21 protein-coding genes are annotated in these 26,899 nt (G+C 74.0%); 9 read left to right on the forward strand and 12 right to left on the reverse strand.

Features of this window, described 5'->3' with window-relative positions:
* Positions 1-17 precede the first annotated feature (17 nt).
* The 7 genes from ACZ52R_RS25140 to ACZ52R_RS25170 all read left to right on the forward strand — a co-directional run bounded on the left by ACZ52R_RS25140 (position 18) and on the right by ACZ52R_RS25170 (position 9,669).
* Positions 18-1,013 carry an ABC transporter substrate-binding protein gene (locus ACZ52R_RS25140; RefSeq protein WP_465754184.1) on the forward strand — a complete coding sequence of 332 codons (996 nt, stop codon included), beginning with the start codon at positions 18-20 and terminating at the stop codon, positions 1,011-1,013.
* A 147-nt stretch (positions 1,014-1,160) separates the two neighbouring features.
* A complete protein-coding gene (locus ACZ52R_RS25145; RefSeq protein ID WP_465754185.1) occupies positions 1,161-2,387 on the forward strand; it encodes an ATP-grasp domain-containing protein in 1,227 nt (408 codons plus the stop codon).
* Between the two features lie 92 nt (positions 2,388-2,479).
* Entirely contained in the window at positions 2,480-4,327 is a 1,848-nt protein-coding gene (locus ACZ52R_RS25150) for an IucA/IucC family protein (protein ID WP_465754235.1), read from the forward strand.
* Positions 4,324-5,547 carry an MFS transporter gene (locus ACZ52R_RS25155; protein ID WP_465662243.1) on the forward strand — a complete coding sequence of 408 codons (1,224 nt, stop codon included), beginning with the start codon at positions 4,324-4,326 and terminating at the stop codon, positions 5,545-5,547. Before ACZ52R_RS25150 ends, ACZ52R_RS25155 begins: the two co-directional genes overlap by 4 nt.
* Positions 5,544-7,403: an IucA/IucC family protein gene (locus tag ACZ52R_RS25160; protein WP_465754186.1), complete on the forward strand. Its 1,860-nt coding sequence runs from the start codon at positions 5,544-5,546 to the stop codon at positions 7,401-7,403. Before ACZ52R_RS25155 ends, ACZ52R_RS25160 begins: the two co-directional genes overlap by 4 nt.
* Positions 7,400-8,656, forward strand: coding sequence for a type III PLP-dependent enzyme (locus tag ACZ52R_RS25165; RefSeq protein WP_465754187.1), 1,257 nt, complete (start codon positions 7,400-7,402; stop codon positions 8,654-8,656). Before ACZ52R_RS25160 ends, ACZ52R_RS25165 begins: the two co-directional genes overlap by 4 nt.
* Positions 8,657-8,871: 215 nt before the next feature.
* Entirely contained in the window at positions 8,872-9,669 is a 798-nt protein-coding gene (locus ACZ52R_RS25170; RefSeq protein ID WP_465754236.1) for an inositol monophosphatase family protein, read from the forward strand.
* Between the two features lie 27 nt (positions 9,670-9,696).
* Here ACZ52R_RS25170 and ACZ52R_RS25175 read toward each other — a convergent pair whose 3' ends face one another.
* From ACZ52R_RS25175 to ACZ52R_RS25200, 6 genes are all read right to left on the reverse strand, one after another.
* On the reverse strand, positions 9,697-10,899 hold the full coding sequence (locus ACZ52R_RS25175; RefSeq protein WP_465754188.1) for a cytochrome P450: 1,203 nt from the start codon (positions 10,897-10,899) through the stop codon (positions 9,697-9,699).
* A 53-nt stretch (positions 10,900-10,952) separates the two neighbouring features.
* The gene (locus ACZ52R_RS25180) at positions 10,953-11,774 is read right to left on the reverse strand and encodes a tRNA-dependent cyclodipeptide synthase (RefSeq protein WP_465620652.1); all 822 of its coding nucleotides are present in this window, start codon (positions 11,772-11,774) and stop codon (positions 10,953-10,955) included.
* A 519-nt stretch (positions 11,775-12,293) separates the two neighbouring features.
* Positions 12,294-13,808, reverse strand: coding sequence for a pyridoxal phosphate-dependent decarboxylase family protein (locus tag ACZ52R_RS25185; protein ID WP_465620654.1), 1,515 nt, complete (start codon positions 13,806-13,808; stop codon positions 12,294-12,296).
* The gene (locus ACZ52R_RS25190; protein WP_465754189.1) at positions 13,805-15,310 is read right to left on the reverse strand and encodes a diaminobutyrate--2-oxoglutarate transaminase; all 1,506 of its coding nucleotides are present in this window, start codon (positions 15,308-15,310) and stop codon (positions 13,805-13,807) included. Before ACZ52R_RS25190 ends, ACZ52R_RS25185 begins: the two co-directional genes overlap by 4 nt.
* A 204-nt stretch (positions 15,311-15,514) precedes the next feature.
* Complete coding sequence (locus tag ACZ52R_RS25195) at positions 15,515-16,240, reverse strand: response regulator (RefSeq protein WP_360490140.1); 726 nt, start codon at positions 16,238-16,240, stop codon at positions 15,515-15,517.
* Complete coding sequence (locus tag ACZ52R_RS25200) at positions 16,237-18,198, reverse strand: sensor histidine kinase (RefSeq protein WP_465620659.1); 1,962 nt, start codon at positions 18,196-18,198, stop codon at positions 16,237-16,239. Before ACZ52R_RS25200 ends, ACZ52R_RS25195 begins: the two co-directional genes overlap by 4 nt.
* 154 nt (positions 18,199-18,352) lie before the next feature.
* Here ACZ52R_RS25200 and ACZ52R_RS25205 point away from each other — a divergent pair, with 154 nt between their 5' ends.
* Complete coding sequence (locus ACZ52R_RS25205; protein ID WP_465754190.1) at positions 18,353-19,786, forward strand: cation:dicarboxylate symporter family transporter; 1,434 nt, start codon at positions 18,353-18,355, stop codon at positions 19,784-19,786.
* A gap of 111 nt (positions 19,787-19,897) precedes the next feature.
* Here ACZ52R_RS25205 and ACZ52R_RS25210 read toward each other — a convergent pair whose 3' ends face one another.
* The gene (locus tag ACZ52R_RS25210) at positions 19,898-20,875 is read right to left on the reverse strand and encodes a hypothetical protein (RefSeq protein ID WP_465662230.1); all 978 of its coding nucleotides are present in this window, start codon (positions 20,873-20,875) and stop codon (positions 19,898-19,900) included.
* A 44-nt stretch (positions 20,876-20,919) separates the two neighbouring features.
* Entirely contained in the window at positions 20,920-21,600 is a 681-nt protein-coding gene (locus ACZ52R_RS25215; protein WP_465754191.1) for an RNA polymerase sigma factor, read from the reverse strand.
* Between the two features lie 228 nt (positions 21,601-21,828).
* Here ACZ52R_RS25215 and ACZ52R_RS25220 point away from each other — a divergent pair, with 228 nt between their 5' ends.
* Positions 21,829-22,200: a hypothetical protein gene (locus ACZ52R_RS25220; protein ID WP_360490150.1), complete on the forward strand. Its 372-nt coding sequence runs from the start codon at positions 21,829-21,831 to the stop codon at positions 22,198-22,200.
* Positions 22,201-22,403: 203 nt separating this feature from the next.
* Here the strand turns inward: ACZ52R_RS25220 and ACZ52R_RS25225 are convergent, their stop codons facing one another.
* The 4 genes from ACZ52R_RS25225 to ACZ52R_RS25240 all read right to left on the reverse strand — a co-directional run bounded on the left by ACZ52R_RS25225 (position 22,404) and on the right by ACZ52R_RS25240 (position 26,869).
* Positions 22,404-23,006, reverse strand: a complete 603-nt coding sequence (locus ACZ52R_RS25225; RefSeq protein WP_465754192.1) for a GTP-binding protein — start codon at positions 23,004-23,006, stop codon at positions 22,404-22,406.
* A gap of 118 nt (positions 23,007-23,124) precedes the next feature.
* Positions 23,125-23,637 (reverse strand): DUF742 domain-containing protein, encoded by a 513-nt coding sequence (locus ACZ52R_RS25230; RefSeq protein WP_465620888.1) that lies wholly within the window; start codon positions 23,635-23,637, stop codon positions 23,125-23,127.
* 5 nt (positions 23,638-23,642) lie between these two features.
* Positions 23,643-24,053, reverse strand: a complete 411-nt coding sequence (locus ACZ52R_RS25235; RefSeq protein ID WP_465620666.1) for a roadblock/LC7 domain-containing protein — start codon at positions 24,051-24,053, stop codon at positions 23,643-23,645.
* Complete coding sequence (locus ACZ52R_RS25240) at positions 24,050-26,869, reverse strand: sensor histidine kinase (RefSeq protein ID WP_465754193.1); 2,820 nt, start codon at positions 26,867-26,869, stop codon at positions 24,050-24,052. The genes ACZ52R_RS25235 and ACZ52R_RS25240 overlap by 4 nt, the downstream gene beginning before the upstream one ends.
* Between the last annotated feature and the right edge of the window lie 30 nt (positions 26,870-26,899).

Below are 26,899 nucleotides of genomic sequence, written 5' to 3' on the forward strand. Positions count from 1 at the left end.
CGATCCAAGGAACCCCGATGAACCGCCGACTCCCCGTCGCCGCCCTCGCCGTCGCCCTCTCGACCACCCTGCTCGCCGCCTGCGGCAGCAGCGGGGACGGTGCCAAGTCCGGCGGCGACTCCGCGGCCTCCGCCTCGGCCGGCACCGCCGCCGGGTTCCCGCGCAGCGTCAAGCACGCCGCCGGCACCGCCGAGCTCAAGAGTCGGCCCAAGCGCGTCGTCGTCCTGGACAGCGGCGAGCTGGACGACGTCACCCTGCTCGGCATCACGCCGGTCGGCGCGGTGTCCCCGCACATGAAGACCGAGGGCGGGTTCCCCAATTACCTCAGGGACAAGATCAAGGACACCAAGGACGTCGGCCCGATGAACGAGCCGAACCTGGAGCTGATCGCCTCCCTCAAGCCCGACCTGATCCTCTCCTCCAAGGTCCGCCACGCCAAGGTGTACTCCCAGCTGAACGCGATCGCCCCGACCGTGCTGGCCGAGACCACCGGGTTCCCGTGGAAGGAGAACCTGGCGCTGTACGCCCAGGCGCTCGGCAAGGAGGACGAGGCCAAGAAGGCGCTCGCGGACTACGAGGCGCGGGCGAAGAAGCTCGGCGAGGAGATCAAGGCCAAGTTCAACGGGACCATGCCGACCGCGTCGGTGGTCCGCTTCGTGGCCGGGCCCACCCGCCTGTACGCCAAGTCCTCCTACAGCGGCGTGGTGCTCAAGGACGTCGGCCTGGCTCGCCCGGCCTCGCAGGACGTGGACCAGAACATCGTCGAGGTCAGCGCCGAGCAGATCAACCAGGCCGACGCCGACCTGGTGTTCGTCACCACCGCCGACGACCCGACCAAGACCAAGGAGAGCGAGGTCCAGCAGACCCCGGTCTGGCAGGGCCTGAACGCCGTCAAGAACAACAAGGTGTTCAACGTCCCGGACGAGACCTGGATGTCCGGCATCGGCGTCCAGGCCGCCGACGCGATGCTCGTCGACATCGCCAAGGCCGCGGGTGTGGACGCGCCCCAGTAGTCGTCCCGCGAACGCCGGCGAACGGATGACAGCTGACAACCGACAGCTGACCGACAACAGCTGGCAGCTGACATGTAACAGATTTCGAAAGTTGTCAGCTGTCATCCGTTCGCCCACCCTCCTCCGCCATCCCTCCGAGGACTCTCCATGCGGCTCTACCTGCTCGCCCTGAACCCCACCGACTCGGTCACCGCCGGCTTCCTGCCCGCCGCCGCCCGGCTCGGGCTCGACGTCACCGTCCTCACCGACTGCGCCGAACCCCACCGGCAGGCCTACGCCACGCTCCCCTTCGCGGCGCCCGAAGTCCTGGAGTGCGACGTGCGCGACTTCCGCGCCGTCGTCAGCCTGGTCTCCCGCCGTGCCCTGGCCTCCCCCGACCACGCGCCCGACGCGGTGTTCAGCAACAGCGACCACCTGCAGACCCAGACCGCCCTGGCCGCCGAGTACTTCGGCCTCCCGGCCAAGGACTGGAAGGCCGCGCTGCGTGCCAAGGACAAGGGCCAGCTGCGCCGCCACCTCGCGCTGACCGGCCAGGACACCGTCTGGTCCGCCGAGTTGGCCCCCGGGCAGGACCCGGCCGAGCTGGACCCGCCGTTCCCCTGCGTGGTCAAACCGCGCGAAGGGGTGGCCAGCGAGGACGTCACCCTGGTCGCCGACGCCGCCGAACTCGCCCAGCGCTGCCAGGAGATCCAGCACCGCAGGGCCGGAGCGACCCTGGTGGTCGAGGAGTTCCTGGACGGGCAGCTGTACACCCTGGAGACCCTCGGCGACGGCCGCCGCCGACACGTCCTCGGCGGCTTCCGCACCCGGCTCTCCCCGCCGCCGGACTTCATCGAGGAGGTGCTCACCTTCGTCCCGGCGCACCCTCAGCCGGTGGTCGACCAGGTGTTCGCCCAACTCGACGCGCTCGGTGTGGGACTCGGCGCCTGCCACACCGAGTTCGTCCTCCAGCCGGACGGCCGCGCCCGCATCATCGAGGTCAACTACCGTGCCATCGGCGACCAGTGCGACCTGATGCTCGCCGAGATCCTCGACATACCCCTGTTCGAGCTCATCCTCGGCGTCCACCTGGGCCGCGAACTGCCCGCCGACCTGGCCGAGCGGTGCGCCGCCACCCCCCGCCGGGCCCGTAACGAGGCGGTGTGCGCCGCCCGCGCCGGCGTCCTGACCGCCGCCCCCGGTCCGTCCGACGAGGTGCACGACGGCGTCCGGCTCGCATACTGCCCGCTGCGCGCGCTCGGCGAACGCCACGAGCACTACCGCACCAACCGCGACTACCTGGGCGTCATCTGGGCCGTCGGCGCCGACCAGGGCGCGGTGGACGCCGCCGTCGCCCGTTTCCTCGCCGCCAACCGGTGGGAGATCACCCCGTGACCGCCGGAGACCGGCCCGCAGCCGCCGAGGCCCGCCCCACCGGCGACGTCCACCCGATGAGCGACGTCCACCCCACCGGCGACGCCCGCCCGATGAGCGACCCCCGCGCCACGAGCCAGGGCCGTCCCACCACCGCCGCCGAGCAGCTCACCCTGCGGGTGCTCTCCGCCCTGCTCCGCGAGGACGTCCTCGGCCTGCGAACCAGCGGCGCCGTCGAGGAGCGTCCGGACGGCCCCTGGCTGACCGTCGCCGAGCTGCGACTCGCCCTGCCGGTGGCCCCGGAGGGCTTCCAGTGCGAGTACGCCGCCCGACTGCCGATGCTGGAGCTCGACGGGCACCGGATCACCGGCCCGGACACCGTCGTGGCGGCCCTCGCCGGGCTGGCCGAGGCCGAGGACCGGCCCGGCTGGGCGGACTTTGCCGAGGAGTGCCGGCAGACCCTGACCACCATGGAGCTGCACGAGCGGGCCCGCGCCGAGGTGCACGACCGGCTGACCGACCTGTACGGCGCCGACCCGACCGACTGGACCGGCCTCGCCGCCGCCCTCGGCTACGACACCCTGGCCGCCTACCTCGATCACCCGGTCTACCCGACCGCGCGCGGCCGCTCCGGCCTCACTGATCCCCAACTGCGGTCCTACGCACCCGAGTTCCACTCGGCTTTCGAACTGCGCTGGCTGGCCGTGCCAACCGACGCGCTGACCGTCCACGGCGAGCGGCCACTGCCCAGCTGGTGGCCCACCCCGGCCTGGCTCGGCCTCGCCGACCAGTGCCCCGGCGACGGCTGGACCACCCTGCCGGTCCACCCGCTCACCGTCGGCGCGCCGCTGGACGAGGCACTGGCGGCCACCGGCCTGGCCGACCGCGCGGTGCTCGCCGAACGGCCGTACCTGACCGTCGTTCCGACCCTGTCCATGCGCACCGTCGCCGTCGCCGACGACCCCGCCTGCCACCTCAAACTCCCGCTCGCCACCGCCACCCTGGGCCGCCTCAACCGCCGCACGATCAAGCCCGGCACACTGGTCGACGGCGCGGCCGGCCAGCGGCTGTTCGAGGCCGTCCTGGAGCGCGAGCCTCGGTTCGCCGGCCGGATCCTGCACGCCGACGAGCAGACCTGGGCGCACGCCGGGCACGAGCTGCTGGCCGTCCTGCTGCGCCGCTACCCGGCCGGGTTGGAGGGGGCGTCGACCCTCCCGCTGGCCGCCTTGTCGGCCCCCGCACCGGACGGCCGCCTGGTCATCGACCACCTCGCCGACCGCTACCACGGCGGCGACGTCCTGGCCTGCTACGACGCCCTGCTGGAGCTGCTGCTGGACTGGCAGACCACGCTGTTCGGCTACGGCATCGCCCTGGAGTCGCACCAGCAGAACACCTCGCTGGTGCTCGACCGGGACGGCCTGCGGTTGCTCTACAAGGACGACGACGGCCCGCGTGTGCACACCGCCCGGATGACCGCGGCCCTCGGTGAACTCGCCCCTTCCGCAGCCGAGTTCGACGACCAGCGGATCTTCGGCGACGACGACCGGGCGCTCACCGACCTGTTCGCCACCATCACCGGCCACCTCTGCACCGGCTCGCTCGCCTTCGGCCTCGCCGACCACGGCCGAGCCGAACTCCCGGACGCCCTTGCCCTGTTGCGCAAGCGCACGGCGGAGGCCATCGAACGGCTCGGGCCGGTGGGCGAGCCGCTGCGGGCGGCACTGCTGGACGCCGAGCGTCTGCCGGTCAAGGCCATGGTCACCGCCGGCACGCTGCTCAGCAAGAAGCGCTCGGGCGCCGCCGACATCAACAAGCACTACACCAGCGGCCCCAACTACCTGCGCGACCAGCCGGGCGACCACCTGCGCGACGCCGCACGCGACCCCGCGCGGGGTGCCGCACGCGGCCCCGCGCGGGGTGCCGTACGCGACGCCGCGCACGCCGACGGGACCACCCGATGACCGTGGAGACCCTGCCGCAGCAGTCGCAGCCCTCGGCCGCGCAGTCCGGCGGGCTCGGCCGACGCCAGGTGCACGCCGTCGCGGCCTGCTACTTCGTCGCATCCTTCGCTGCGCTCGGCCTGCCGCCGTACCTGACCGCGATCCTGCCCGGACTCGGCGACCCCCAGGCCCGCTGGGCCGGCGTGCTGTACATCGTGCCGACGGTGTTCAGCGGGATCGGCGCGCCGCTGTGGGGCCGGCTGGCCGACCGCTTCGGCCGCAAGCGGCTGCTGCTGCGCGCCCAACTCGGGCTCACCGTCTCCTTCCTGCTGGCCGGAGCCGCCGACAGCCTGCCCGCCTTCACCCTCGCACTGGTCCTCCAGGGCTTCCTCGGCGGCACCTTCGCCGCCACCAACGGCTACCTGGCCGCCGCACTCGACGGGAGTCGACTCTCCCGCGCGCTCACCCTCATGCAGGGCAGCGCGCGGGCGGCCCTGGTGGCCGCGCCGATCCTGGTCGGGGCACTCTCCCCGTGGATCAACCCGCACCGCCAGTACCTGGTGATGGCCGTGCTCCCGCTCACGGCCGCGGTGTTCCTCTCGCTGCTGCCCGAACCCGAGTGCCCCGAGGCCCCGGAGGCCACCGCGGGCCGGGCGTCCGAGAAGACCGTCTCGGCATCGCTCCTGACGCTCTACGTCTTCGAGTTCGCCTTCGTCTTCGCGACGGTCATCTCCTTCCCGTACCTCATCGCCCTCGCCGAACAGCGCCTGCCCGGTGTGGACGGCATCACCACCGGCGTGCTCTTCGCCCTGCCGCACCTGTGCTACCTGGTGTTCGCCGCCCGCACCCACACCGTGTTCGGCTCCCGTCCGCACACCGGCATCGCGCTCGGCTTCGGCTTCGTCGCGCTCGGCCTGGCCGGACACGCCGTCGCGTACTCGCTGCCCGTGTTCATCGCCGTCCGACTGCTGCTCGGGGCCGGGCTCACCCTGGGCCTCGTGTGCCTCGCCGTGCTCGCCGCCGGGGCCGCCAAGGGGCGCGCGCCCGGCCGGATGTTCGGCACCCTCGAACTCGTCTCCAAGGGTGGCGCCGTCGCCGCCGGCGCCGTCGCCGCGCTGGCCAACGGGCGATTCGGCGCCGCCGCCCCCGTGGTGGCCGGAACCGCCGCCGCCCTGCTGGCCGCCGTCGCGGCCACCGCACTCACCCTCCCGTCCCTCCGCCAGCGCTGGAGTCGCCGATGACCGCCGAGCAGATGACCGACAAGCCGACGGCCCACGAGCCGACCGCCCCCGCGCCGATCGCCGACGCACCGATCACCCACGCACCGATCGCCCACGCACCGATCACCCACGCGCACCGCATCGGTGCGGGCCCGAGCACCGGCGAACTGCCCACCGCCGACGAGGCGGTGGCCCACACCCTGCTGAACTGCCTGCTGCGCGAGGTCTCCGCGCCCGAGCACCAGACCGCCGCCGACGACGGCCGTCTGCTGCTGCGGCTGCCCCGCCGCGGCGCCCTGCTGCGGGTCGCCCTGCGCCGTACCTCGCTGCTCGGCGCACACCGCTTCACCGGGCCGGTCGAGGTCGAACGGGATGGCGACTGGGCCGAGTTGGGTTGGCAGGAGCTGGCCGGGTACGTCCAGGACGAGCTGGAGCTGCGCACCGGCACGGTCAACGAGGAGTTCCTCGACCAGGTGGCGTCCAGCCACGACGGGGTCCGCCAGGGCCTCGCCCGCCGTCCGACCGCCGGCGCCGACCGCTACCTGGAGTCCGAGCAGGCCCTGCTGTTCGGACACCGTTTCCACCCGGCCCCCAAGTCCCGCTCCGCCGCCCGCGGCGACTGGCGCCGGTACGCCCCGGAGTCCCGCGCGGACTTCCCCCTGCGCCACCTCGCCGTCCGCCCCGAACTGCTGGCCGAGGAGTCGCTGGACGGGAGCGTCAGCGCGCTGCTGGACGGCCTCGGCGAGGTGCCGGACGGCTACCGGCTGCTGCCCGTCCATCCCTGGCAGTACCAACTCATCGGCGACCACCCGCTGTTGCCCGACGCCATGGCCCGAGGCGATGTCCTCGACCTCGGCCCGCGCGGCGAGCGGTTCACCGCCACCGCGTCCGTGCGAACCCTGCACGGTGCCGACGCCTTCCTGAAGTTCAGCCTCAACGTCCGCATCACCAACTGCCTGCGCAAGAACGCCGCTTACGAGCTCACCGGCGCCGTCGCGCTCACCCGACTGCTCGCCCCGGCGCTCGCCGACCTCGCCCGGCGCTTCCCCGACGCGGCGATGCTCCGCGAACCGGCCTTCCGCACCCTCGCCCTGCCCGGCGCCGACGGCCACCCCGACCGGGCGCTGTACGAGGGCTTCGGCCTGATCGTCCGCGAGGGCTTCGGCGGCGTGCTGCGCCCCGGCGTCACCCCACTGCTCGCGGCCGCCGTCGCCGACGAGCACCCGACCAGCTCCGCGCACATCTCCCGCCTGCTGGACGGCAGTTCGGACATGGTTCCGGACGGCGCGGCGGCGCTGGAATGGTGGCGCGCCTACCTGCGGCTGCTCCTCCCGCCGGTCCTGGCCGCCTACTTCGACCACGGCGTGGTGCTGGAGCCGCACCTGCAGAACGTGCTCATCGGCGTGGACGCCACCGGGCACCCGGTCCAGGTGCTCCTCCGCGACCTGGAAGGCACCAAGCTCGTCCCCGAGCACAACGCCGACATCCTCGCCGCCCTCCCGCCCGAGGTGGCCGGACCGATGACGTACGACGCCGAGCGCGGCTGGGACCGGGTGGTCTACTGCCTGCTCGTCAACCACGTATCCGAGCTGCTCGCCGCCCTCGCCGACCGGCACCCCGAGCTGGAATGCGCGCTCTGGCAGGCCGTCCGGGACACCCTGGAGGAGTACGGCACCGCCCACGGCTGCCCGCCCCGGCTGCGCGCCCTGCTCGCCGGCGTCCCACTGCCCGCCAAGGCCAACCTGCTGACCCGCTGGGAGCGCAAGGCCGACCGCGAGGCCGGCTACGTCCGGATGCCCTCCCCGCTGGCCGGCTCCGTCCTCGCCGAGGCCGCCCGCATGCCCGTCCGCCTTCCCGCCGGGAGCATCGCCCGATGACCGAGACCGTCCGCGCCGGCGAAACCGTCCGCGCCACCGAGACCGACCGCGCCGCCGAAACCGTCCGCAGCCACGTCGCCGCCCTCGTGCCCGACGAACTGCCCGCCTACGTCTACGACCTGGCCGCACTGCGCGAGCACGCCGCCGCCGTCCGGGCCGCGCTGCCCGAGCGGGTCGAGCTGTACTACGCCGCCAAGGCCAACCCGGAGGCGCCGCTGCTCATCGCGCTGCGCGACGCGGTCGACGGCTACGAGGTCTCCAGCGGCGGCGAGTTGGCGCACGTGCGGGCCGCCGTGCCGGACGCCCCACTGGCGTTCGGCGGACCGGGCAAGACCCCGGCCGAGATCGCCGCCGCGGTGGCGGCCGGGGTGCACCGCTGGCACATCGAGAGCGAGCAGGAACTGCACCGCCTCGCCGCCGCGCTCGCGGACCGGCCGGAAACGGTCGTGGACGTACTGCTGCGGGTCAACCTGGCCGTCACCACGGACGCGCTCGACGCCGTGCCGCTGGCGATGGGCGGACGGCCGACACCGTTCGGCCTGGACCCGGAGCAGGCCGAACGGTGCGTCCGGCTGCTCACCGACGGCGGCCCGTCGGCGCGACAGTTGCGCCTGCGCGGCGTGCACGCCCACCTGGCGAGCGGGCTCGCGGCAGCGGAACAGCTGTCGGTCGCGTCGCAGATCGTCGCCTGGTCGGCCGCGCTCGCCGAGCGGCACGGCTTCCCGCTCGAGGAGGTCAACATCGGCGGCGGGATGGCCGTGGACTACCAGGACCCGGCGGCGCGCTTCGACTGGACGGCCTTCGGAGAGGGCCTGGCCAAGCTGCTCGACGACCACCCCGGCCTCACCCTGCGGATCGAACCGGGCCGGGCGCTCACCGCCTACTGCGGCTGGTACGCGACCGAGGTGCTGGACGTGAAGCAGAGCCACGGCGAGGACTTCGCGGTGGTCCGCGGCGGCACCCACCACCTGCGCACCCCGGCAACCCGGGGGCACTCCCAGCCCTTCGAGGTGCTTGCGGTGGACGCCTGGCCGCACCCGTGGCCACGCCCCGCCGTCACCACCGGCCGCGCCACCCTGGCCGGGCAGCTCTGCACCCCGAAGGACGTCCTCACCCAGGCGGCCGACGGCGCGGAGGGGCTGCGGGCGGCGGACCGGGTGCTGTTCGCCATGGCGGGCGCGTACGCGTGGAACATCTCGCACCACGAGTTCCTGATGCACCCGCGCCCGGGCTTCCACTACCTGGGCGGGTGAGGGCGAACGGGCGACGGCCGGCGGCTGGCGGCTGACGGCTGACGGCTGACGGAGTTCAGTCGACAGACGACAGATAACGGCTGACAGATAACAGATAACAGATTTCAACATCTGTCATCCGTCAGCTGTCAGCTGTTCGCCTCCCCCGTCCGCCGCAGCCCCCTCCGCACACTCGTGCGACAGTGGTAAGCAGCGAAGGGAGCGCGAACGTGCTGATGGACAAGGTGGCGGAGATACTCGCCGAGGCATCGGCCGAGGCGGTGGAACCGCGCTTCCGGGCGCTGGCCGCCGGCGAGGTGATGGAGAAGGCACCCGGCGAGGTCGTGACGATCGCCGACCGTGAGGCCGAGGCCATCATCGCCCGCCGCCTGTACGAGCTGCTGCCGGTGCCCGTGGTCGGCGAGGAGGCCGTCGCCGCCGCCCCCTCGCTCGCCCGCGCCCTCCACGACGAGCCCGCCGCCTGGCTGGTCGACCCGGTCGACGGCACCTCCAACTTCGTCGCCGGCCGCCCCGATTACGCCGTGATGTGCTCCCTCGTCCGCGCCGGCCAGACCGTGGCCTCCTGGATCTGGCAGCCCGCGACCGCCACCGCCTACCGCGCCGAACTGGGCGCCGGAGCCTGGCGCGACGGCGGGCGCCTCACCCGCCCGCCGGCACCGGCCGACCCCGCCAAGCTGACCGGCGTCCTGAAGAGCCGCTTTCTCGAACCGGACCACCGCCAGCGCCTCGAAGCCAACTGCTCCGTGTTCGGCGAGATCCGCCCCGGCCGGAACGCCGCCGGGGTCGAGTACCCGGACATCGCCGAGGGCCGGTTCGACTTCATCCTGTACTGGCGCACCCTCCCCTGGGACCACGCCCCCGGCTCCCTGCTCGTCACCGAGGCCGGCGGCGTGTCCGCCCGGCTGGACGGCAGCCCCTACCGCCCCGAGGCCCCCGGCTGCGAGGACGGCCTCCTCGTCGCCGCCGACCCGGCCACGTGGGAGCTGGCCCGCGACGTCCTCATGGGCGCCTGACCCCGCGCAGCCACCGGCAGCACCGCGTCACCACACCACCGGCAGCCGCTCCGGCATGCGCTTGATGAACCCCGGCCGCCAGGCCAGCTGCTCGACGGGCAGGGCGAGCCTCAGCTTCGGCAGCCGCTCGACCAGGGCGGTAACGGCGATCTCGGCGTGCGTACGGCCGAGCGCCGAGGCCGGGCAGAAGTGGCGGCCGGCCCCGAAGGCGAGGTGCGGGTTCTCCGTCCGGTCGAAGTCGATCCGCTCCGGGTCCGGGAAGACCGCCGGGTCGTGGTTGGCACCCTCGACCAGGACGAGCACCAACTCGCCCTCCCGCACCAGGACATCGCCCACCTGGACGTCCGCGAGCGCCAGCCGCGGCAGCGCGTCACCGATCGACAGGTTGACCCGCAGCAGCTCGTCCACCGCGCGGCCGATCAGCGCGGGCTCCCGCCGCAACCGCTCGGCGAGTTCGGGCTGTTCACACAGATAGATGACGGCGTTCAGCAGGAAGGCCGAGGTGGACACCGCGCCCGCGCCGAACAGCGACAGGGCGACGGTGGCGAGCAGTTCGTCGCTCACCCGGTCCGAGACGTCCGGGGAGCGGCGCAGCCAGGCGAACCGCCCGAGCAGCCCGTCCACCGGCTCCGGATCGGCGTTGAGCTTCCCCAGCATGTAGCCGAGGTCCCTGTACCAGTTGGGCGTTGCCCCCTCGAAGGGCACCGGGCTGGTCAGGAAGGCCACGTCGATTCCGGACATCAGCCGCCGCCAGTCGTCGGACGGGATGCCGAGCAGTCGGCAGTGCAGCGCGGCCGAGTACGGCTCGGTGAAGCCGTCGCGCAGTTCGCCGGGCGCGCCCTGCATTTCCAATGCGTCGATCAGGCGGTGGGCTTCGGCCTGCAGCCAGCCGTCGAGTTCCTTGTCGGCACGCGGGGAGAGCGTCTTCATGACGGCGTTGCGCAGCCCGGCGCTGTTGATGTTGCCCATGTTGTTGACCACCTCCGGCGGGATGGTCAGCGCGTACTGGCGCGGGACACCGGGGTTGGCGGTGTCCTTGAGGCTGAACCGTTCGTCCTCCAACACCTGCTTGGCCAGCTCGTAGCTGCTGACCAGCCAGGCGGGGTCGCCGGTCATGGTGCGGACCCGGGCGATCGGTTGCTGCTCGCGCAGCCGGTTGGCCTCCTCGGGGAGCACGTCGCCCCGCCTGGAGAGCGGGAAGGTCAGGTCGGTCGTCAGCAGTTCCGTCACGTGTGGCTCCTTGGGTGAAGCGGCGGTAAGCCCGGAGAGGGACAGGGAGTTGGCTATGCGGCCCGGGCGGGACCGGCTCCGACCGGCGCGGCTCCGGTCACGACCGGTTCGCGCCCCGCCGCCGGCAGCTCGGACGCGAGGACGGCCGGAACCGAGGGCACGTGGGCCGGCCGGACCACCGCGTAGGCCTGGCCCGCCGCCGCCCGCATCCCCTCGTCCCGCCCGAACAGGACGGGCGTGAGCGGCAGCTGCAGGTGGTAGCAGCTGACCGAGGACGACACCCCGAGGAGCGCCGGGGTGTCCAGGAAGAACGGCAGCTCGGCCGTGATGTAGCGCAGTCCGGCGGCGAGTTGGGGCTCGTTGGGAGCCAGTCCCTCGTCCAGCCGGGCGGTCAGGAAGCCGCGCGCCATGCCCTCCGCAGCGGCCCGGTACACCGGGTCGGTCCGCAGGCCGTCGACGGCCTGGCGATGCAGCCGCCGGTAGGCGTCGTCGGCGGTGAAGTCGGACAGGGCGTGCACCCGTACGGCACTCTGGGAGCCGGAATCCGCCACGCCCCGGTCGATCCGGCGGGCGGTGGCCTTGACCTCCTTGGCGGCCCGCCGCTGCGCGTGCTCGGGGGTGTGGCCGAAGGCCTCGAACTGGGTCGCGACATGGAGGTCGGCGTACACGATGTCGATGCGCTCGAAGAACTCCAGCCCCCACCCGATGAGTTCGGCGATCCGGCGGTGACTGAAATAGCTGTTCCCCGGACTGACACCGATGAGCAGGTGCTCGCCCCGCTGCCAGATCTCCCGGCACCGACGGGAGTACGGGAGGGCCTCGTACAGGCCCGCCGGGGTGGTTATCGGCTCGTCGTCCGGGATGGTTTCGCGCATGCCTTGCCTCCGCTTCACAGCATGGTCACAGGACGGGGGTTCACGTGGATTTACCGGGGTTCACAGAAATGCACGGCGGATAGGCGGAGTTCACCCGGATGCCAGGGAGTGATCACCGCGCCTGGGCGACGAGTGCCTGATCAGGCGACCTACCCCGGGGTGCCGTGTGCGCATGGTGGGGCTGCGGCCACATGAAGTTACCGCCGCTCTTCGGGATCTCCGCAAGCCCTACCCGGGGGTTGGCGGAATGTGATCACCGGGCGGCCGGAAACAGCCTGTACACCCTCGCGAAGCTATGTCCACGGACATTGTCAGGGCACGGTCCGATAGCCCCGAACAGCCTCCCACGCCAGTGTCACTTCCTCCAACACCGCTCCGGAAAAAGGCTTCTGATTTGGGAACAGAAGAAAGGGCGCCACACGAACCGTGTGACGCCCGAGCCGCGATACGTGAACCACGACGCCCGAACCGCGACGCTTGAAGCACGACGAGTGGAGCACGGCGCCTCTGGAGGAGCCGCTACCCCGCCCGTTCGCCCGCCACCTTGCGACCCGCGCCCACCACCTCCCGCAGCAGCGTCCCGACCTCCCCGGCTGTCGTGTGCGGGTTGAGCAGCGTCAGCTTCAACCGCACTCGGCCCGGCCCCGCCCCCGGCAGTTCCGTGCGCCCGACCACCGCCCGCCCGCTGCGCAGCAACAGCCGCCGCAGTCGGCCGTTCAGCTCGTCGAGTGCCTCCCCGTCCGTCACACCCTGCGGGCGGTAGCGGAAGAGGACAGCGGTGAGGACGGGGTCGGCGTGCAGTTCGAGGGAGGGGTCGGCGCGGATGGCGTCGGCGGCGACGTGGGCGAGGTCGTGGCAGGTGTCGACGAGGCGGCCGAGGCCCTCTCGCCCGAGGGTGCGCAGGGTGACGGCGAGTTTGAAGGCGTCGGCGCGGCGGGTGGTGCGCAGGGAGCGGCCGAGCAGGCTGGGGTAGCCGGCCTGTTCGTCGTCGACGGGGTTGAGGTATTCGGCACGGCGGGCGAGTGAGACGTACGTTTCGGCGCGGCGGACCAGGAAGATCCCGGCGGCGGCCGGTTGCCAGCCGAGCTTGTGCCAGTCGAGGGAGACCGAGTCGGCGCGGGCGATGCCGTCGAGCAGCGGGGCGAGCCGGTCGGAGAGCAGCGCCCCGCCGCCGTACGCGGCGTCGACGTGCAGCCAGGCGCCGTACCGTCCGGCGAGGTCGGCGGCGGCGGCCAGCGGGTCGACGGCTCCGGTGTCGGTGGTGCCGGCGGTGGCGACGACGGCGATCGGGGTCCGTCCCGCCCAGCCGGCCTCGGCCAGTGCCCGCTCCAACTCGTCTTCCCGCATCCGGAGTTGACGGTCGACGGGGACGGGGACGACGGCCCGTTCGCCGAGTCCGAGGAGTGCGGCGGCGCGCTGGACGGAGAAGTGCGCGGCTTCGGAGGCGAAGATGCACGGCCGGGCGCCCGCCGGGATCCCGTCCAGCTCCACGATGCCGTCGAGTTTCTGGTCGCGCGCGAGCATGAGCCCCATCAGGTTGGACTCGGTGCCGCCGGAGGTGAGGACCCCGGTGGAGCGCCGGGGGTCGTAGCCGACCAGTTCGGCGAGTTCCGCGAGCAGCGCGGTCTCGAGCGCCGTGGCGGCGGGGGCCTGGTCCCAGGAGTCCTGTGACGGGTTGAGGGCGCTCACGGCGAGGTCGGCCGCGGCGGCGACGGCGAGCGGCGGGCAGTGCAGGTGGGCGGCGCAGGCGGGGTCGGCGGGGTCGGCGGCGCCGTAGGCGAGGAGTTCGGTGAGGCGGGCGAGCGCGTCGCGGCCGCGGGCGGCGGCCAGGGCGTCGCCGACCAGCGCGGCGATCTCGGCGGGGCTGCCGGCCGGCAGTGGTCCGGAGCGCATGGCGGTGCCGGTGTCCAGGGCGTCGAGGACGGTGGCCAGCAGTGGCCCGAGCGCACCGGGCCCGGCCGCACCGCCGGACAAGGCGTCCGGCGCGACCTCGCCCCCCGGCAGCCCGACCGGTCCGGTTCCGGGCCCGCTCACCGCTCGGCCTTCCCCGCACCACGCGCCGACGGCGACGCCGCCGCAGCCCCAGCCCCAGCCCCAGCCCCAGCCCCAGCCCCAGCCCCAGCCCCAGGAGCCTCCACCAAAGAAGAAGAAGCCGCCGCGATCGCGTCCGCGAGCCGCTCCAGTACCGCCGCCACCTGCTCGTCCGTGATGGTGAGCGGCGGGAGCAGCCGAAGTACCGCGTCGTGGCGCCCGCCGAGTTCGACGATCAGCCCCCGCGCCAGGCACGCCTCCCGCACCCGGACGGCGAGCGCCGGGTCCGCCGGGTGGGCCCCGCAGGCATCGGCCTCGGCCGTCGGGTCGACCAGTTCGACCCCCAGCATCAGCCCCCGCCCGCGCACGTCGCCGATCACCGGCAGTTCGCCCACGAGTTCGCGCAGCCGGGCCGTCATCCGCTCGCCGACGACGGCCGCCCGTTCGGCCAGGCCGTGCGCCGCGACGTACCGCAGGGTCGCGGCTCCGGCGGCCATGGCGAGGGTGTTGCCGCGGAAGGTGCCGGTGTGGGCGCCGGGCCGCCAGCCGTCGTAGTCCTCGCGGTAGACGACGACGGCGAGCGGCAGGCTGCCGCCGATGGCCTTGGAGAGCACCATCGCGTCCGGGACGACTCCGCTGTGCTCGACCGCCCACATCGCGCCGGTCCGGCCGACGCCGGTCTGCACCTCGTCCACGATCAGCGGGATGCCGCGCTCGGTGGTGATCCGGCGCATCTCGCGCAGCCAGCCGTCGGGGGCGGGAACGACGCCGCCCTCGCCCTGGACGGCCTCCAGGATCATCGCGGCGGGCGGCACCACACCGCCCGCCGGATCGTCCAGCAGCCGCTCGACGTACGTCGCGGCGAGGGCGGCGCCCGCTTCGCCGCCGACCCCGAACGGGCAGCGGTAGCCGTACGGGTAGGGCAGCCGGACGACCTCGCCGCCGCTCGGCAGCGGCTCCTTGACGGCGACGTTGCCGGTGAGCGCGAGGGCGCCGGCGGTCATGCCGTGGTACGCGCCGGTGAAGGCGAGCGCGCCGGGGCGGCCGGTGGCGGTCTGCATCAGCTTGAGCGCGGCCTCGACGGCGTCCGTCCCGGCCGGGCCGCAGAAGTGCACCCGGGCGCGGGTGGCGAACTCGGCGGGCAGGCTCTCGAACAGAGCGCTGGTGAAGTCGTCCTTCTCGGCGGTGGCGAGGTCGAGCAGGTGCAGCGGGGCGCCGCTGTCGAGGGTGCGGCGGATGGCTTCCAGCACCACCGGGTGGTTGTGGCCGAGGGCGAGCGTGCCGGCGCCGGAGAGGCAGTCCAGGTAGCGCCGCCCGTCGGCGCCCTCGACGGTCATGCCGTTGGCGCGGACCGGGACGATCGGGAAGGAGCGGGCGTACGTTCTGGCGGCGGATTCGCGGACGCGCTGACGGCGCAGGATGGCCTCACCGGTGGCCGGGGGCGGGGCCAGAGCCGGGGCCGGGGCTCCGGAGGCGGCCTGGGCAGGTACGGCAGCGAGCGACACGACAACCCCCAGAAGAAGTTAGGTAAGCCTAACTTTATCGCTCCTGACCTGGCGGAATGCCCGCGGGTCACCCAGAACCACCCGAGCGGGTGAACCTCCCCCGGTTCCGCCCCACGCCCTCCTCCGACTCCCCCTGCCGTTCTCAACGACCGCCGCACCGAAAGGTCACGCCCCACCCGGCCCGCCCGGCCTCGCGTCCGGTCCTCAGGGCTTCGCCTTCCACCGGTAGCAGAGTTCCGGCCGCCCGACGTTGCCGTACTGCGGCTCCCGCACCGCCCGCCCGGTGTCCACCAGGTGCTCCAGGTAGCGCCGCGCGGTGATCCGCGAGACCCCGGCGGCGGCGCCCGCGGCCGCCGCCGACAGCCCGGTCGCGGCCTCCCGCAGCACCGAGGCGACGGTGTCCAGGGTGGGCGCGCTCAGCCCCTTCGGCAGGGTGCTGCGCTCGGGGGTGCGGAGCAGGGCGAACGCCTGGTCGACCTCGTCCTGGCCGGTGGCCTCGCCGGTGCGCCCCAGACTGTCGCGGTAGCGGGCGTAACGCTCCAGCCGGTCGTGCAGGGCGGCGGCACTGAACGGCTTCAGCAGGTACTGCACGACCCCGGCCGAGACCGCCTGCCGGACCATCGCGAGGTCGCGCGCCGAGGTCACCGCGATGACGTCGGTACTGTGGCCGGCGGCGCGCAGCGTACGGCACAGCTGCAGCCCGTGGCCGTCCGGCAGGTAGAGGTCGAGCAGGGTGAGGTCGACGGGAGTCCCGGCGGCGCGGGCCCGGTCCAGGAAGCGCAGCGCGTCCGCGCAGCTGTGGACGGTGCCGGCGGCGTGGAAACCGGGCTCGCGCTCGACGTACAGGGTGTGCGCGGCGGCCGCCACCGGGTCGTCCTCGACGACCAGGACGGAGATCCCCGGCGGCTCGGTTTCGTGGCGCGAGGTCATGCCCGAACCCCTTCCGGCTCGCGTCCTTGCCGCTCCCGCCCCTCCGGCTCACGCCCTCTCGGCCCTCCCGACCCCTGCGGTTCCTCCGACATCTCCGACTCCCCCGACTCCCCCGGGTCCCCCGGTCGGCCGGCCAGTGGCAGCCGGACCGTCAGCACCGCGCCGCGCTCGCGCCCGACCTCGACGGTGCCGCCGTTGCGCCGAGCGGCCTGGGCGACCAGCGCCAGCCCGAGGCCGTGCCCGCGGCCGTCCTGCTTGGTGCTCCAGCCGCGCCGGAACACGTCCTCGACGGCCGAGGGGTCGATGCCCGCGCCGGTGTCGGCGACCCGCAGCAGCAGACAGTCGCCGTCCGTGCCCTCACCACCAGCGCTGTCCGAGGAGCCACCGCCGCCCGAGGAGCCGCCGTCCTCCGAGGAGCCATCGCCGCCCGCGGGGCCACCGCCCGAGAACCCACCGCCATCGACCCGCGCCGTGACGGTGACCTCCGGCGGGACGGGGCTCTGCGCGGCTCCGGCGATGGCGGCGTCCACGGCGTTGTCGATCAGGTTGCCGAGGACGGTGATCAGGTCCCGGGCGGAGAGCCCGGGCGGGAGCACCCCGTCGTCGATCCTGCTGTCCTCGGTGAGGGTCAACTCCACGCCCCGCTCGGCGGCTTGGGAGGCCTTGCCGAGCAGCAGCGCGGCGAGCACCGGCTCGCCCACCGCGGCGACCACCCGGTCGGTGAGCTGCTGGGCGAGCTCGAGTTCGGCGGTGGCGAACTCCACCGCCTGTTCGTGGCGGCCGAGTTCGATCAGCGAGACGACCGCGTGCAACCGGTTGGCGGCCTCGTGCGCCTGGGCACCGAGCGCCTCGGTGAAGCCGCGGACGGAGTCCAACTCGCCACTGAGCGCCTGCAGTTCGGTGTGGTCCCGGAGGGTGACCACCCGGCCGAGGCCAGTGCCGATGGTCGAGGTGTTGAGCACCACGACCCGCTCGGCGGTCAGGTGCACCTCGTCCCGGACCGGCTCTTCACCCAGGACGGCCGCCACCAGCGCCTCCGGCAGGTCCAGTTCCGCCACCGGTCGCCCGTCCACGTCGCCTGCCAGGCCGAGCAGTTCGCGGGCGGCGTCGTTGCACAGCACGACCCGGTGCGAGCGGTCCAGCAGGACCAGTCCCTCGCGCACCGAGCGCAACGTGGCCTGGTGGTACTCGTAGAGGTGGCTGAGCTCGTCCGGCCCCATGCCGTGAGTGTGCCGCCGCAGCCGGGAGTTGGCGAGATAGGTGCCGACTCCGCCGAGCGCGAGCGCGGCCACCGCCACCCCGACCAGGGCCATCAGCGGGCCGCTGAGCTGCGCGGAGATCGACTCGACGGTGCGGCCCGCGCTGACCAGCGCGATCACCCGGTGCCGGTCGTCCCATACCGGCGTGACCACCCGGACGGACGGGCCGAGCGTGCCGGTGTACGTCTCGCTGCGGGTCTGCCCGGCGAGCGCCCAGTCGATGTGTCCGAGGTAGCGCTTGCCGATCTGCTCGGGCAGCGGGTGGGTCCAGCGCACGCCGTCGGTGTCCATGACGGTGATGAAGGAGACCCCGGTGTCCGTCCGCACCTGCTCGACGTACGGCTGGAGCACCGTGGTCGGGTCCGGGCCGGTGACCGCGGCCCGGACGGACGGCGAGTCGGCGACGGCGTGGGCGACCGCGGTGACCTGGCGGCGGGCCGCGTCCTCGTTCCGGTCGGCGGTGAAGAGGTACGCAAGCACCGCGCCGCCCGCGACCACGGCGGCGACGATCACCACCTGGACGACGAACAGCTGCCCGGCCAGGCTGCGGACCAGCCGACGGGGAAGGCGCCGGGGCAACCTGCGGGGCACACCCGACGGACGGGGCAACCTCGACGGACGGAGCAGGCGGGACGGACGGAGCAGGCGGAGCAGGGAGAGCCGTCGGCGCGGGGCGGTGGGGGCGGTGCGCTCGGACATGCCAGCCAGTGTGCACCACGGGCCGCTCGGCCGACCCTGCTGCACCGATCGTGAACTCTATGAACGCAAACGTGACCTCCGTCACGCCTCGGCACATAGTTCGGAGCGGCCCACCACCCGGGGCCGCCAGGACTGCAGGGCGAAGGAGCCGCAGATGTCGATCGCTGGAGCCGCAACGGCGGGGGGACCCAGACACAAGGACCGGACCCACTACCTCTACCTCGCCGTGATCGCCGCGGTGATCGCGGGCGTGGTGGTCGGGCTGGCCGCCCCCGGCTTCGCCGTGGAGCTGAAGCCGGTCGGCACCGGGTTCGTCAATCTGATCAAGATGATGATCAGCCCGGTGATCTTCTGCACCATCGTGCTGGGCATCGGCTCGGTGACCAAGGCGGCGAAGGTCGGCAAGGTCGGCGGCCTGGCCCTCGGCTACTTCCTCGTCATGTCGACCGTCGCACTGGCCATCGGCCTGGTCGTCGGCAACCTGCTGGAGCCCGGCGGCGGCCTGCACCTGACCGCCGCGCTGGCCAAGTCCGGCCACGCCCAGGCGGCGGCCGGCGGAGCCCAGTCGACTGCCGACTTCCTGCTCGGGATGATCCCCGACACCATGTTCTCGGCCCTCACCCAGGGCAAGGTGCTGCAGACCCTGCTGGTCGCCCTGCTCACCGGCTTCGCCCTGCAGGCGATGGGCCCGGTCGGCGCCCCGGTGCTGCGCGGGATCGAACACGTGCAGCGGCTGGTCTTCCGCGTCATGGCGATGATCATGTGGGTCGCGCCGATCGGCGCCTTCGGGGCGATGGCCGCCGTGGTCGGCGCCACCGGCACGGCCGCGCTGAAGAGCCTCGCGGTCATCATGATCGGCTTCTACCTGACCTGCGCGCTGTTCGTCGTCGTGGTGCTGGGCACGCTGCTGCGCCTGGTCGCCGGGGTCAATGTGTTCGCGCTGCTGAAGTACCTCGGCCGCGAGTTCCTGCTCATCCTCTCGACCTCCTCCTCCGAGAGCGCGCTGCCCCGCCTGATCGCCAAGATGGAGCACCTGGGCGTCAGCCGCCCGGTCGTCGGCATCACCGTGCCGACCGGCTACAGCTTCAACCTCGACGGCACCGCGATCTACCTCACCATGTCCTCGATCTTCATCTCCGAGGCGATGGACAAGCCGATGTCGATCGGCGAGCAGCTCTCTCTGCTGGTGTTCATGGTGATCGCGAGCAAGGGCGCGGCCGGGGTCACCGGCGCCGGCCTGGCCACCCTCGCGGGCGGGCTGCAGTCGCACAAGCCCGCGCTGGTGGACGGGGTCGGCCTGATCGTCGGCATCGACCGCTTCATGTCCGAGGCCCGCGCGCTCACCAACTTCGCGGGCAATGCCGTCGCCACCGTGCTGATCGGGCACTGGACCGGTGAGCTCGACACCGAGCGCGCCCACCGGGTGCTGGCCGGCGAGGTGCCGTTCGACGAGCTGACCCTGGTCGACGGCCACGGCACCGACGGCCACGACACCGACGGCCACGGCACCGACGGCCACGGCGAAGGCGGCCCGGCGCCGGAGCCCGAGACCGCCCCCGCCCGGGGCGCCGCGCCCGCCGCCGCCTGAGCGACCGCGCGTCCCCTTCACTCCCCCGGTCCGGCGCCTCCCCCATCCCCCGGAAACGGCGCCGGGCCGGGGGCCCTTCCGTCCCCCGGCCCCGACGCCATGGGCCGCCCGTCACAGCTCCTGCGAGCCGCTGACCGCCCAGGCCACCCCGCTGGCCGGATCCTCCAGCGCGACGTGCAGGTGGTGCAGCCCGGCCGCCGGCTCGTGCCAGGTGAAGCAGCGCATCCGGGCCACCAGCGCGTTCACCTCACCCGGCACCGGCCCGTCCGCCCCGGCCATCGCCGCCAGCGCCCGCCACAGCCCCAGCCGCCCGTGCGCGCAGCCCTGCGCCCGTCCGACGGCGGCGGCCCGTACCAGCGCCGGGTAGGCGAGCGCGAACGGCAGGTACCCGCCGACCACCCGGCGGCCACGGGCCAGCAGCGCGGCCGCCAGCGGGGCCTGGCCGCGGACACAGACCACCTCCGCCCACGGCGCCAGCGCGCCCAGCTCGGCCAGCGCCCGGGTGACCCGCTGCCCGACCGGCCGGCCGTCGGCCCGCGCCACGGGCGCCGGCAGCTCCACCTCGCCCAGGCCCTCCCGGCTGGCCGGCAGGGTCAGCAGCGCGCTCCGCGCGCCTCCGCCGGGCAGGTACTCCCGCACCCGCGCCGGCTCCTCCCACCCCGCCGCCTCCCACGGCTCCAGCCGCAGCGGCACACCCTCCGGATCGGGCTCGGCCCCGTACGAGAGGTCCTCGCCGAGCAGCACCCGGGTGTGCGCGACCAGCCGGCGCACCGGGGCCGGGCCGAGCAGCGGCGCCAGCCGCAGCCAGGAGTGCCGGGTCGCGAGCACCTCCCACAGCGGGCCGGCGTCGTGGTCGGCCACCCCGGCGACCGTCCCCTCGCCGCCGTCCCGGTCGAACAACCGGACGGCCAGCTCGGGCGGCGCCGCGTAGGCGATCAGATGGCCGAGCGGCGCGGTCAGGGCCGCCGCGGTCTCCTCCCCCGCTTCGACCACGGCGGCCGCCCGGCCCTGCCGGTAGGCGGCGAGCAGCTCGTGCCAGCGGCCGCCCTCGGCCAGGGCACGCAAGCGGCGGTCCTCGTACGTGATCACGATTTGAGCGTACGGGCCGGGGCGGCGCATCAGCTGACTTGCCGTCAGCTCGGTGCGTCGGGCCGCCGCGCGGCGGGCGGCGGACGACCCCAGTCCGCGCCCCGCTCACCCTCCCGCTCACCCTCCCGCCCACGCTCCCGTTCGCGCTCCCGTTCGAGGACGGCGCGCAGCCGCCCGTGGGCCCGGCGGCGGGTGACGGCCAGGGTGCTGCGGTGCAGCCCGAGCAGTTCGGCGGCCTCGTCGACGCTGTAGCCGTCGAGGTCGACCAGCGCCACCGCGCGGGCCTGCTTGGCGGTCAGGAAGCCCAGCAGCCGGACCACCTCCCAGCGCGCCTGCAGCTCGGCCATCCCACCCGCCCGGGGATCGGGCATCGCGCAGCCCCGCCCGGCCCGTTCGCCCGCCTCCGGCACCTCGGGCATCGGGACCCTCCGGCGCTCCCGGCGCCACTGGTCGCGCAGGATGTTCACCATCGCGGTGAACGCGTAGGCGTACGGCTGCGGATGGCCGAGGAAGCGCTCCGGCCGGCGGGCGATCCGCAGGTAGACGTCGTGGACGACGTCCCCGGCGGCGAGCGGACTTCCGGTGAGCGAGGCGGCCGCCTGCTGGAGGCGGGGCAGCAGATCGGTGAACAGCCGGTTGAAATCGGCCGGTTGACCGCCGCTCTCGCACGGGCCGAAACCCTTTTCCGGCCCGCCGCCCACTCGTCGACCGCCGCAATCCGCCATGCCGCTCTCCCCGGGAATCGGCACCCCGAACGCCCGATCGGGCCTGGTCGCAGCCCAATCGGAGCCGTTGTGACACAGGTCACATCATAGTTCGTCGTCTCACTGTCCGCAGTCATTCGTATGCAATACGTCACCGGCCGTACGGGGAGCGGGAATTCGTCCCCGCCCACGCATCCGGACGGCCGGGGCGCTCCACCCATTGAGAACCGTCCAGCAAGGAGAAGCACCATGCGAGGCTGCATCGCCAGGAAGATCGCCACGTTCGGGATGGCCGCCGCGGCCACCCTCGGCGTGCTCGGGACCACCACCCTGCCGGCCGCGGCGGCGCCCGCCCCGGACCAGAGCATCACCCCCGGGTCCATCGCGGCGTCGAACACCGTCGCCGCCGCGCCCTACCACTGCGTCATCACCGCGAACTACGGCTGGCGCTGGGAGGGCTACTGCAACATCTACTCCGGCTGGCTGCGCACCATCACCTACTGTGCCAACGGCACGCACACCACCGGCCTGTGGATCGGCGCGCGGCCGGAGGCCTGGGACGTCTGGGGCAACTGCCCGGGGTCCGCCTGGACGAAGATCGTCTTCCAGTGGCACAGCTGAACGTGCCCCTGCGACCTGGCGGCCCCGGCGCGGACGGCGGCCGACGGTCGGCGGGGTGAGGGGCGACAGGTAACAGGTACCAACTGACAGCTGACAGATTTCGAAATCTGTCAGCTGTCAGTTGTCGGCTGAACTCTGTCAGCTGAACGCTGTTATCCGAAAGCTGTCATCTGACCGCCGACGCCCGTCACACCGACACCACCTCACCCGAACCCCGCCGGCGCGGCGTCCGCGAGCAGCCGGGCGGCGCGCACCCGGCCGGCGTGCTCGACCAGGTTGATCAGCACCTCCTTCCCCGACGACCGGTGGCGCGCGTCGCAGAGCAGCACGGGCGTGCCGGTGTCCAGGTCCAGCGCGCGGGCAACCTCGTCCGGGCCGAACTCCCCGGCCCCGGCGAACCGGTTGACCGCGACCACGAACGGGATGCCCCGGTGCTCGAAGAAGTCGACGGCCGGGAAGCAGTCCGTCAGGCGGCGGGTGTCGGCGAGCACCACGGCACCCAGCGCGCCCTGGGCCAACTCGTCCCAGAGGAACCAGAAGCGGTCCTGCCCCGGAGTGCCGAAGAGGTAGACCGCCAGACCCTCCCGGATGGTGATCCGCCCGAAGTCCATCGCCACCGTCGTGGTGCTCTTGCACTCCACACCGTCGAGGTCGTCCACCCCGCGCCCGACCTCGGTCAGCCGCTCCTCGGTGCGCAGCGGGCGGATCTCGCTGACCGCGCCGACCAGCGTCGTCTTGCCGACCCCGAAGCCGCCCGCCACCAGGATCTTGAGCGCGAGCACGGTGCCGTCGGGGTCCTCCGCCACCGACGCTCCGGAAGACCCGGAAGCCCCGGAAGCCCCGGACGGGTCGGACGGGTCGGACGGGTCGGACGGGTCGGACCGGTGAGACCAGCAGGACGGATCGGACGGACCGGATCGGTGGTCAGAGTGCGCGGAGTCCATGGATGACCTCCTGGAGGATGCGCTCGTCGGGGAGCAGGGCGGGCGGGACGGGGCGGTTGACCCGGATGAGTCCGGCCGCCAGCAGGTCGCCGAGCAGCACCCGTACGACGCCCACCGGCAGGTCGAGGTCGGCGGCGAGCTCGGCCACGGACAGCGGGGTGCCCCGGCACAGCGCGTGGATGCGCGCCTGTTCGGGACCGACCGGCGGCTCGGGCGCGTCCGGGACGAGCGCCGGGTCGGGCAGGACGCTGACGACGACGGCGATCAGGTCGAGCTGTTGCCCGCCGGCCCCGGTGCGCCCCCGCGTCATGGCGTACGGGCGGACCAGCGGGCCGGCCTCCTCGTCGTACCAGCGGGCCCGGTGGGCGGCAGCGAGCGGGTTGCGGGGGTGTCGCCCGGCCTCGGCCGGCGGGTGTTCCGGATGTCGCTCGGCGGACCACCCCTCGCGGGACGGCCGCTCGGCAGACGGCCCCTCGGCGGACGGGCGGGGCACCGGGCTCACCAGCCGTCCACCGCGCGCGCCGGGGTGCTCAGGTGCTCCCCGACCCGGCGGACCAGTCCGGCCATCTCGTAGGCGATCAGACCGAGGTCGGCCCGGGCGGTGGCGAACACGGCCAGGCAGGTGCCCTCCCCGGCGGCCGCGACCAACAGGTAGCCGCCCTCCAACTCGACCATGGTCTGCCGGACTTCGCCCGCGCCGAAGTGGCGTCCGGCGCCCTTGGCCAGGCTGTGGAAGCCGGAGGCGATGGCGGCCAGGTGCTCGCCGTCCTCGCGCGGCAGGCCGGCCGAGGCGCCCGTGGCCAGTCCGTCGGCGGAGAGCATCACGGCGAAGCGGACCTCGGGGGCGCGCCGGACCAGCTCGTCGAGGAGCCAGTTCAGTTCTCCTGCGCGGTGGGTGGTGCCGATCACGGGCGCTCTCCTTCGGGTCGGGGCGGGAACAGGGGACCGCGCGGGCCCTGCGGCGGTGGGAGGTCGGCGGGCTGCTGAGCGGTGGGTCGGCCGGCGGGCCGGTCCGCGAGACGGTCGTACCGTCCGCCCTCGGGGCGCAGGCCGCGCGCCCACCCGTCCTGGAAGGCCGCCATCGCCGCACGCGCCGCCTCGGGGCTGCGGCCCTCGTGACCGTCACCCTCGTGGGCGCGACGTTCGGGGCCCGTACCCGGCGCCGTGGGCGGTCGGGCGGTGGCGGCGGTCATACGGCGGGGGCCGGGGCCCGGTCCGGTCGGGGCCTCGCGCAGCTGCGGAACGAGGCTCGCCTGACGGGTCCGACGCGGCAACTCCTGGCGCCCTGCATCGAGTTGGCGATCGGCGGGCACCTGATCCGGCTGCGGATCCGACTCCGACTCCAGGCTCCGTCGGTACGGCTGCGGCGGCCCGGACTGCGGACGGACGGCGGCACCCGGGCCCCCGTCCGCAGCCGGGCCGGCCACCCGGGCACTCGAGGCCCGGATGGGGGTGCGGCGCACCGGCCCGGGGTCGCTCCCCCGGACGCCGAACGGCGGCAGTGCCCCACCCTCCGGCGGTGGCCCACCCACCGCCGGAAGTCCTTCACTCCCCGCATCGCGCAGGCTGTCCCCGCCCGTCGGGCCGAACTCCCGCTCGACCCAACCCGGGTACGCGCGCCCGACCGGGACCGGTGCGGCAGGATCGACCGGTGCGACGCCCGGCTCCGGCACCGGATCGTACGGTTGATGCAGCCCGTCCGCCGCCCCGTCGGTCAGCAGCGCGGTGGGCAGCAGGACCACCGCGGTGGTGCCGCCGTACGCGGAGGTCACCAGCGAGACCTTGACGTCCTGCCGCCGGGCGAGCCGGCTGACCACGAACAGGCCGAGCCGGTCGCTGTCGAAGAGGTCGGTCTGCTCGGCCGTGGCGATCCGGCGGTTGGCGGCGGCCAGGGCCTCCGGGCCCATGCCGAGGCCGCGGTCCTCGATCTCCAACGCGTAGCCGGTGCCGACCTGTTCACCCCGGATGTGCACCCGGGTGCGCGGCGGGGAGAAGCCGGTGGCGTTCTCGACCAGCTCGGCGACCAGGTGGGTGAGGTCCGCGACGGCGTGCCCGGCGACGGCGGCGCGCGGCAGCGGGTGCACCTCGACCCGGGCGTACTCCTCGACCTCCGAGACGGCCGCGCGCACCACGTCCACCAGCGGGACGGGCCTGCGCCAGGCCCGGCCGGGGGCGGCGCCGGAGAGGATGATCAGGCCCTCGGCGTGGCGGCGCATGCGGGTGGTGAGGTGGTCGAGCCGGAACAGGTCGGCCAGCTCGGACGGGTCCTCGGTGCGGCGCTCCATCGCGTCCAGCAGGGCGAGTTGGCGGTGCACCAGGACCTGACTGCGCCGCGCGAGGTTGACGAACACCCCGGATACCCCGGACAACACCTCGGCCCGCTCGACCGCCGCCGTGACGGCCGCCCGCAGGACGGTGCCGAGCGCCCGGTGCACCTGGCCGATCTCGTCACCCCCGCCCACCGGCCCCGGGGCCTCGGCTCCGATGTCCACCTCCTCGCCCGCCCGCAACTTCCGGATGGTGGCGGGCAGTTTGCGACCGGCCAGCTCAAGCGCCGTATTGCGCAGGCCGATCAGGTCGGTCACCAGTCCGCGCCCGATCTGCACCGAGATCACCAGCGAGGCGACCACGCCGACCAGACCGAGCAGCACGGCCATCCCGGCTGGGGTGAACAGGCCCAGGGCGTAAGGACTCTGGCGATCGGAGGCAACCCGTCCGGCCTGGCCCTCGATGGCGCGCAGGCCGCTCACGACATTCCCGGCGACCACCGCCCACCGGTCCGCCGGCACCGCGGCGACGGCCGTCCGACCGTCGGCGGCACGGACCCTCTCCTCGTACCCGACCAGCTCGCGATGATCCTGGCCGCCGGTGACGGCGAGCAGCGCCGCCCGGTCGGCGGGGCGCAGGTCGGCGGCGGAGCTCCGCTCGAACTCCCGCCGGGCGAAGGCCGTGCCGGAGAACTCGCGCAGCTGGTCGTCGCCGAGCGCGCCGGTGAGCTGGGCGACTCGCAGCAGCGCGTCCTCGCGGGCCAGCAGTTCGCGGGAGCGGGCCAGCTCGAGCAGCGCCCTCCTGTCGGCGGCGGCCGGATGGTCCTGCAGCAGGGTGACGGCGCCGGCCGCGGCAAGCGCCCGGTCCACCGCCTCGCCGTACGCGGCGTACACCTCGGGCCAGCCGACGCTCCTGGCCAGCACGCGCCCGCGCAGCTCGGGCAGGGCCGCGAGGGCGGCGCCGAGGGCGTCCAGGCGGGCGGCGGCGTCACCACCGAGGCCCTGGGCGTCGGCGCGGTTGTAGCCCTGGTCGGGGTGCCGGGGATCGGGGTACAGCGGGGTGATCGCGCGGTCGGTGGTGGCCGAGGCCTCGCGCAGGGCGCTCACCCGGGCCTCGGTGGGGGCGGTCGCCGGGGCGGCCAGCAGCTGACCGGCTGCGGCGCGTTCGGCCTGCAGCCCGACGATGGTCCCGGCGACGGGGGTGAGCACGGTGCGCTGGGCGTCGCGCTGGCGCAGCAGATCCCAGACGCCCTGGGCGGTGGTGACGGTGGCGAACCCCCACAGGGCGATGATCGAGACGACCGGGACCATCAGCAGGGCGATGATCCGGGCCCGGACGGTCCGGGGGCGCAGCCCGTGCAGCCCGTGCAGCCATGTGCCGGGCCGCGGTGGACGGGCGGGCGGCCCGGCATGGGCACCCCGACGGGCACCGGGGGCGGTACCGCGGTCTTCTCGCATGGATGAGGAGCCTTTCGGGCGGGGCAGGGG

The sequence above is a fragment of the Kitasatospora sp. NPDC034023 genome, assembly GCF_055575795.1.

Excerpts from the sequence above, each read along its gene's own strand:
- ACZ52R_RS25140 (WP_465754184.1), top strand. The coding sequence starts at position 18 with ATGAACCGCCGACTCCCCGTCGCCGCCCTCGCCGTCGCCCTCTCGACC.
- ACZ52R_RS25145 (WP_465754185.1), top strand. The coding sequence starts at position 1,161 with ATGCGGCTCTACCTGCTCGCCCTGAACCCCACCGACTCGGTCACCGCC.
- ACZ52R_RS25150 (WP_465754235.1), top strand. The coding sequence starts at position 2,480 with ATGAGCGACCCCCGCGCCACGAGCCAGGGCCGTCCCACCACCGCCGCC.
- ACZ52R_RS25155 (WP_465662243.1), top strand. The coding sequence starts at position 4,324 with ATGACCGTGGAGACCCTGCCGCAGCAGTCGCAGCCCTCGGCCGCGCAG.
- ACZ52R_RS25160 (WP_465754186.1), top strand. The coding sequence starts at position 5,544 with ATGACCGCCGAGCAGATGACCGACAAGCCGACGGCCCACGAGCCGACC.
- ACZ52R_RS25165 (WP_465754187.1), top strand. The coding sequence starts at position 7,400 with ATGACCGAGACCGTCCGCGCCGGCGAAACCGTCCGCGCCACCGAGACC.
- ACZ52R_RS25170 (WP_465754236.1), top strand. The coding sequence starts at position 8,872 with ATGGACAAGGTGGCGGAGATACTCGCCGAGGCATCGGCCGAGGCGGTG.
- ACZ52R_RS25180 (WP_465620652.1), bottom strand. The coding sequence starts at position 11,774 with ATGCGCGAAACCATCCCGGACGACGAGCCGATAACCACCCCGGCGGGC.
- ACZ52R_RS25195 (WP_360490140.1), bottom strand. The coding sequence starts at position 16,240 with ATGACCTCGCGCCACGAAACCGAGCCGCCGGGGATCTCCGTCCTGGTC.
- ACZ52R_RS25200 (WP_465620659.1), bottom strand. The coding sequence starts at position 18,198 with ATGTCCGAGCGCACCGCCCCCACCGCCCCGCGCCGACGGCTCTCCCTG.
- ACZ52R_RS25205 (WP_465754190.1), top strand. The coding sequence starts at position 18,353 with ATGTCGATCGCTGGAGCCGCAACGGCGGGGGGACCCAGACACAAGGAC.
- ACZ52R_RS25215 (WP_465754191.1), bottom strand. The coding sequence starts at position 21,600 with ATGGCGGATTGCGGCGGTCGACGAGTGGGCGGCGGGCCGGAAAAGGGT.
- ACZ52R_RS25220 (WP_360490150.1), top strand. The coding sequence starts at position 21,829 with ATGCGAGGCTGCATCGCCAGGAAGATCGCCACGTTCGGGATGGCCGCC.
- ACZ52R_RS25240 (WP_465754193.1), bottom strand. The coding sequence starts at position 26,869 with ATGCGAGAAGACCGCGGTACCGCCCCCGGTGCCCGTCGGGGTGCCCAT.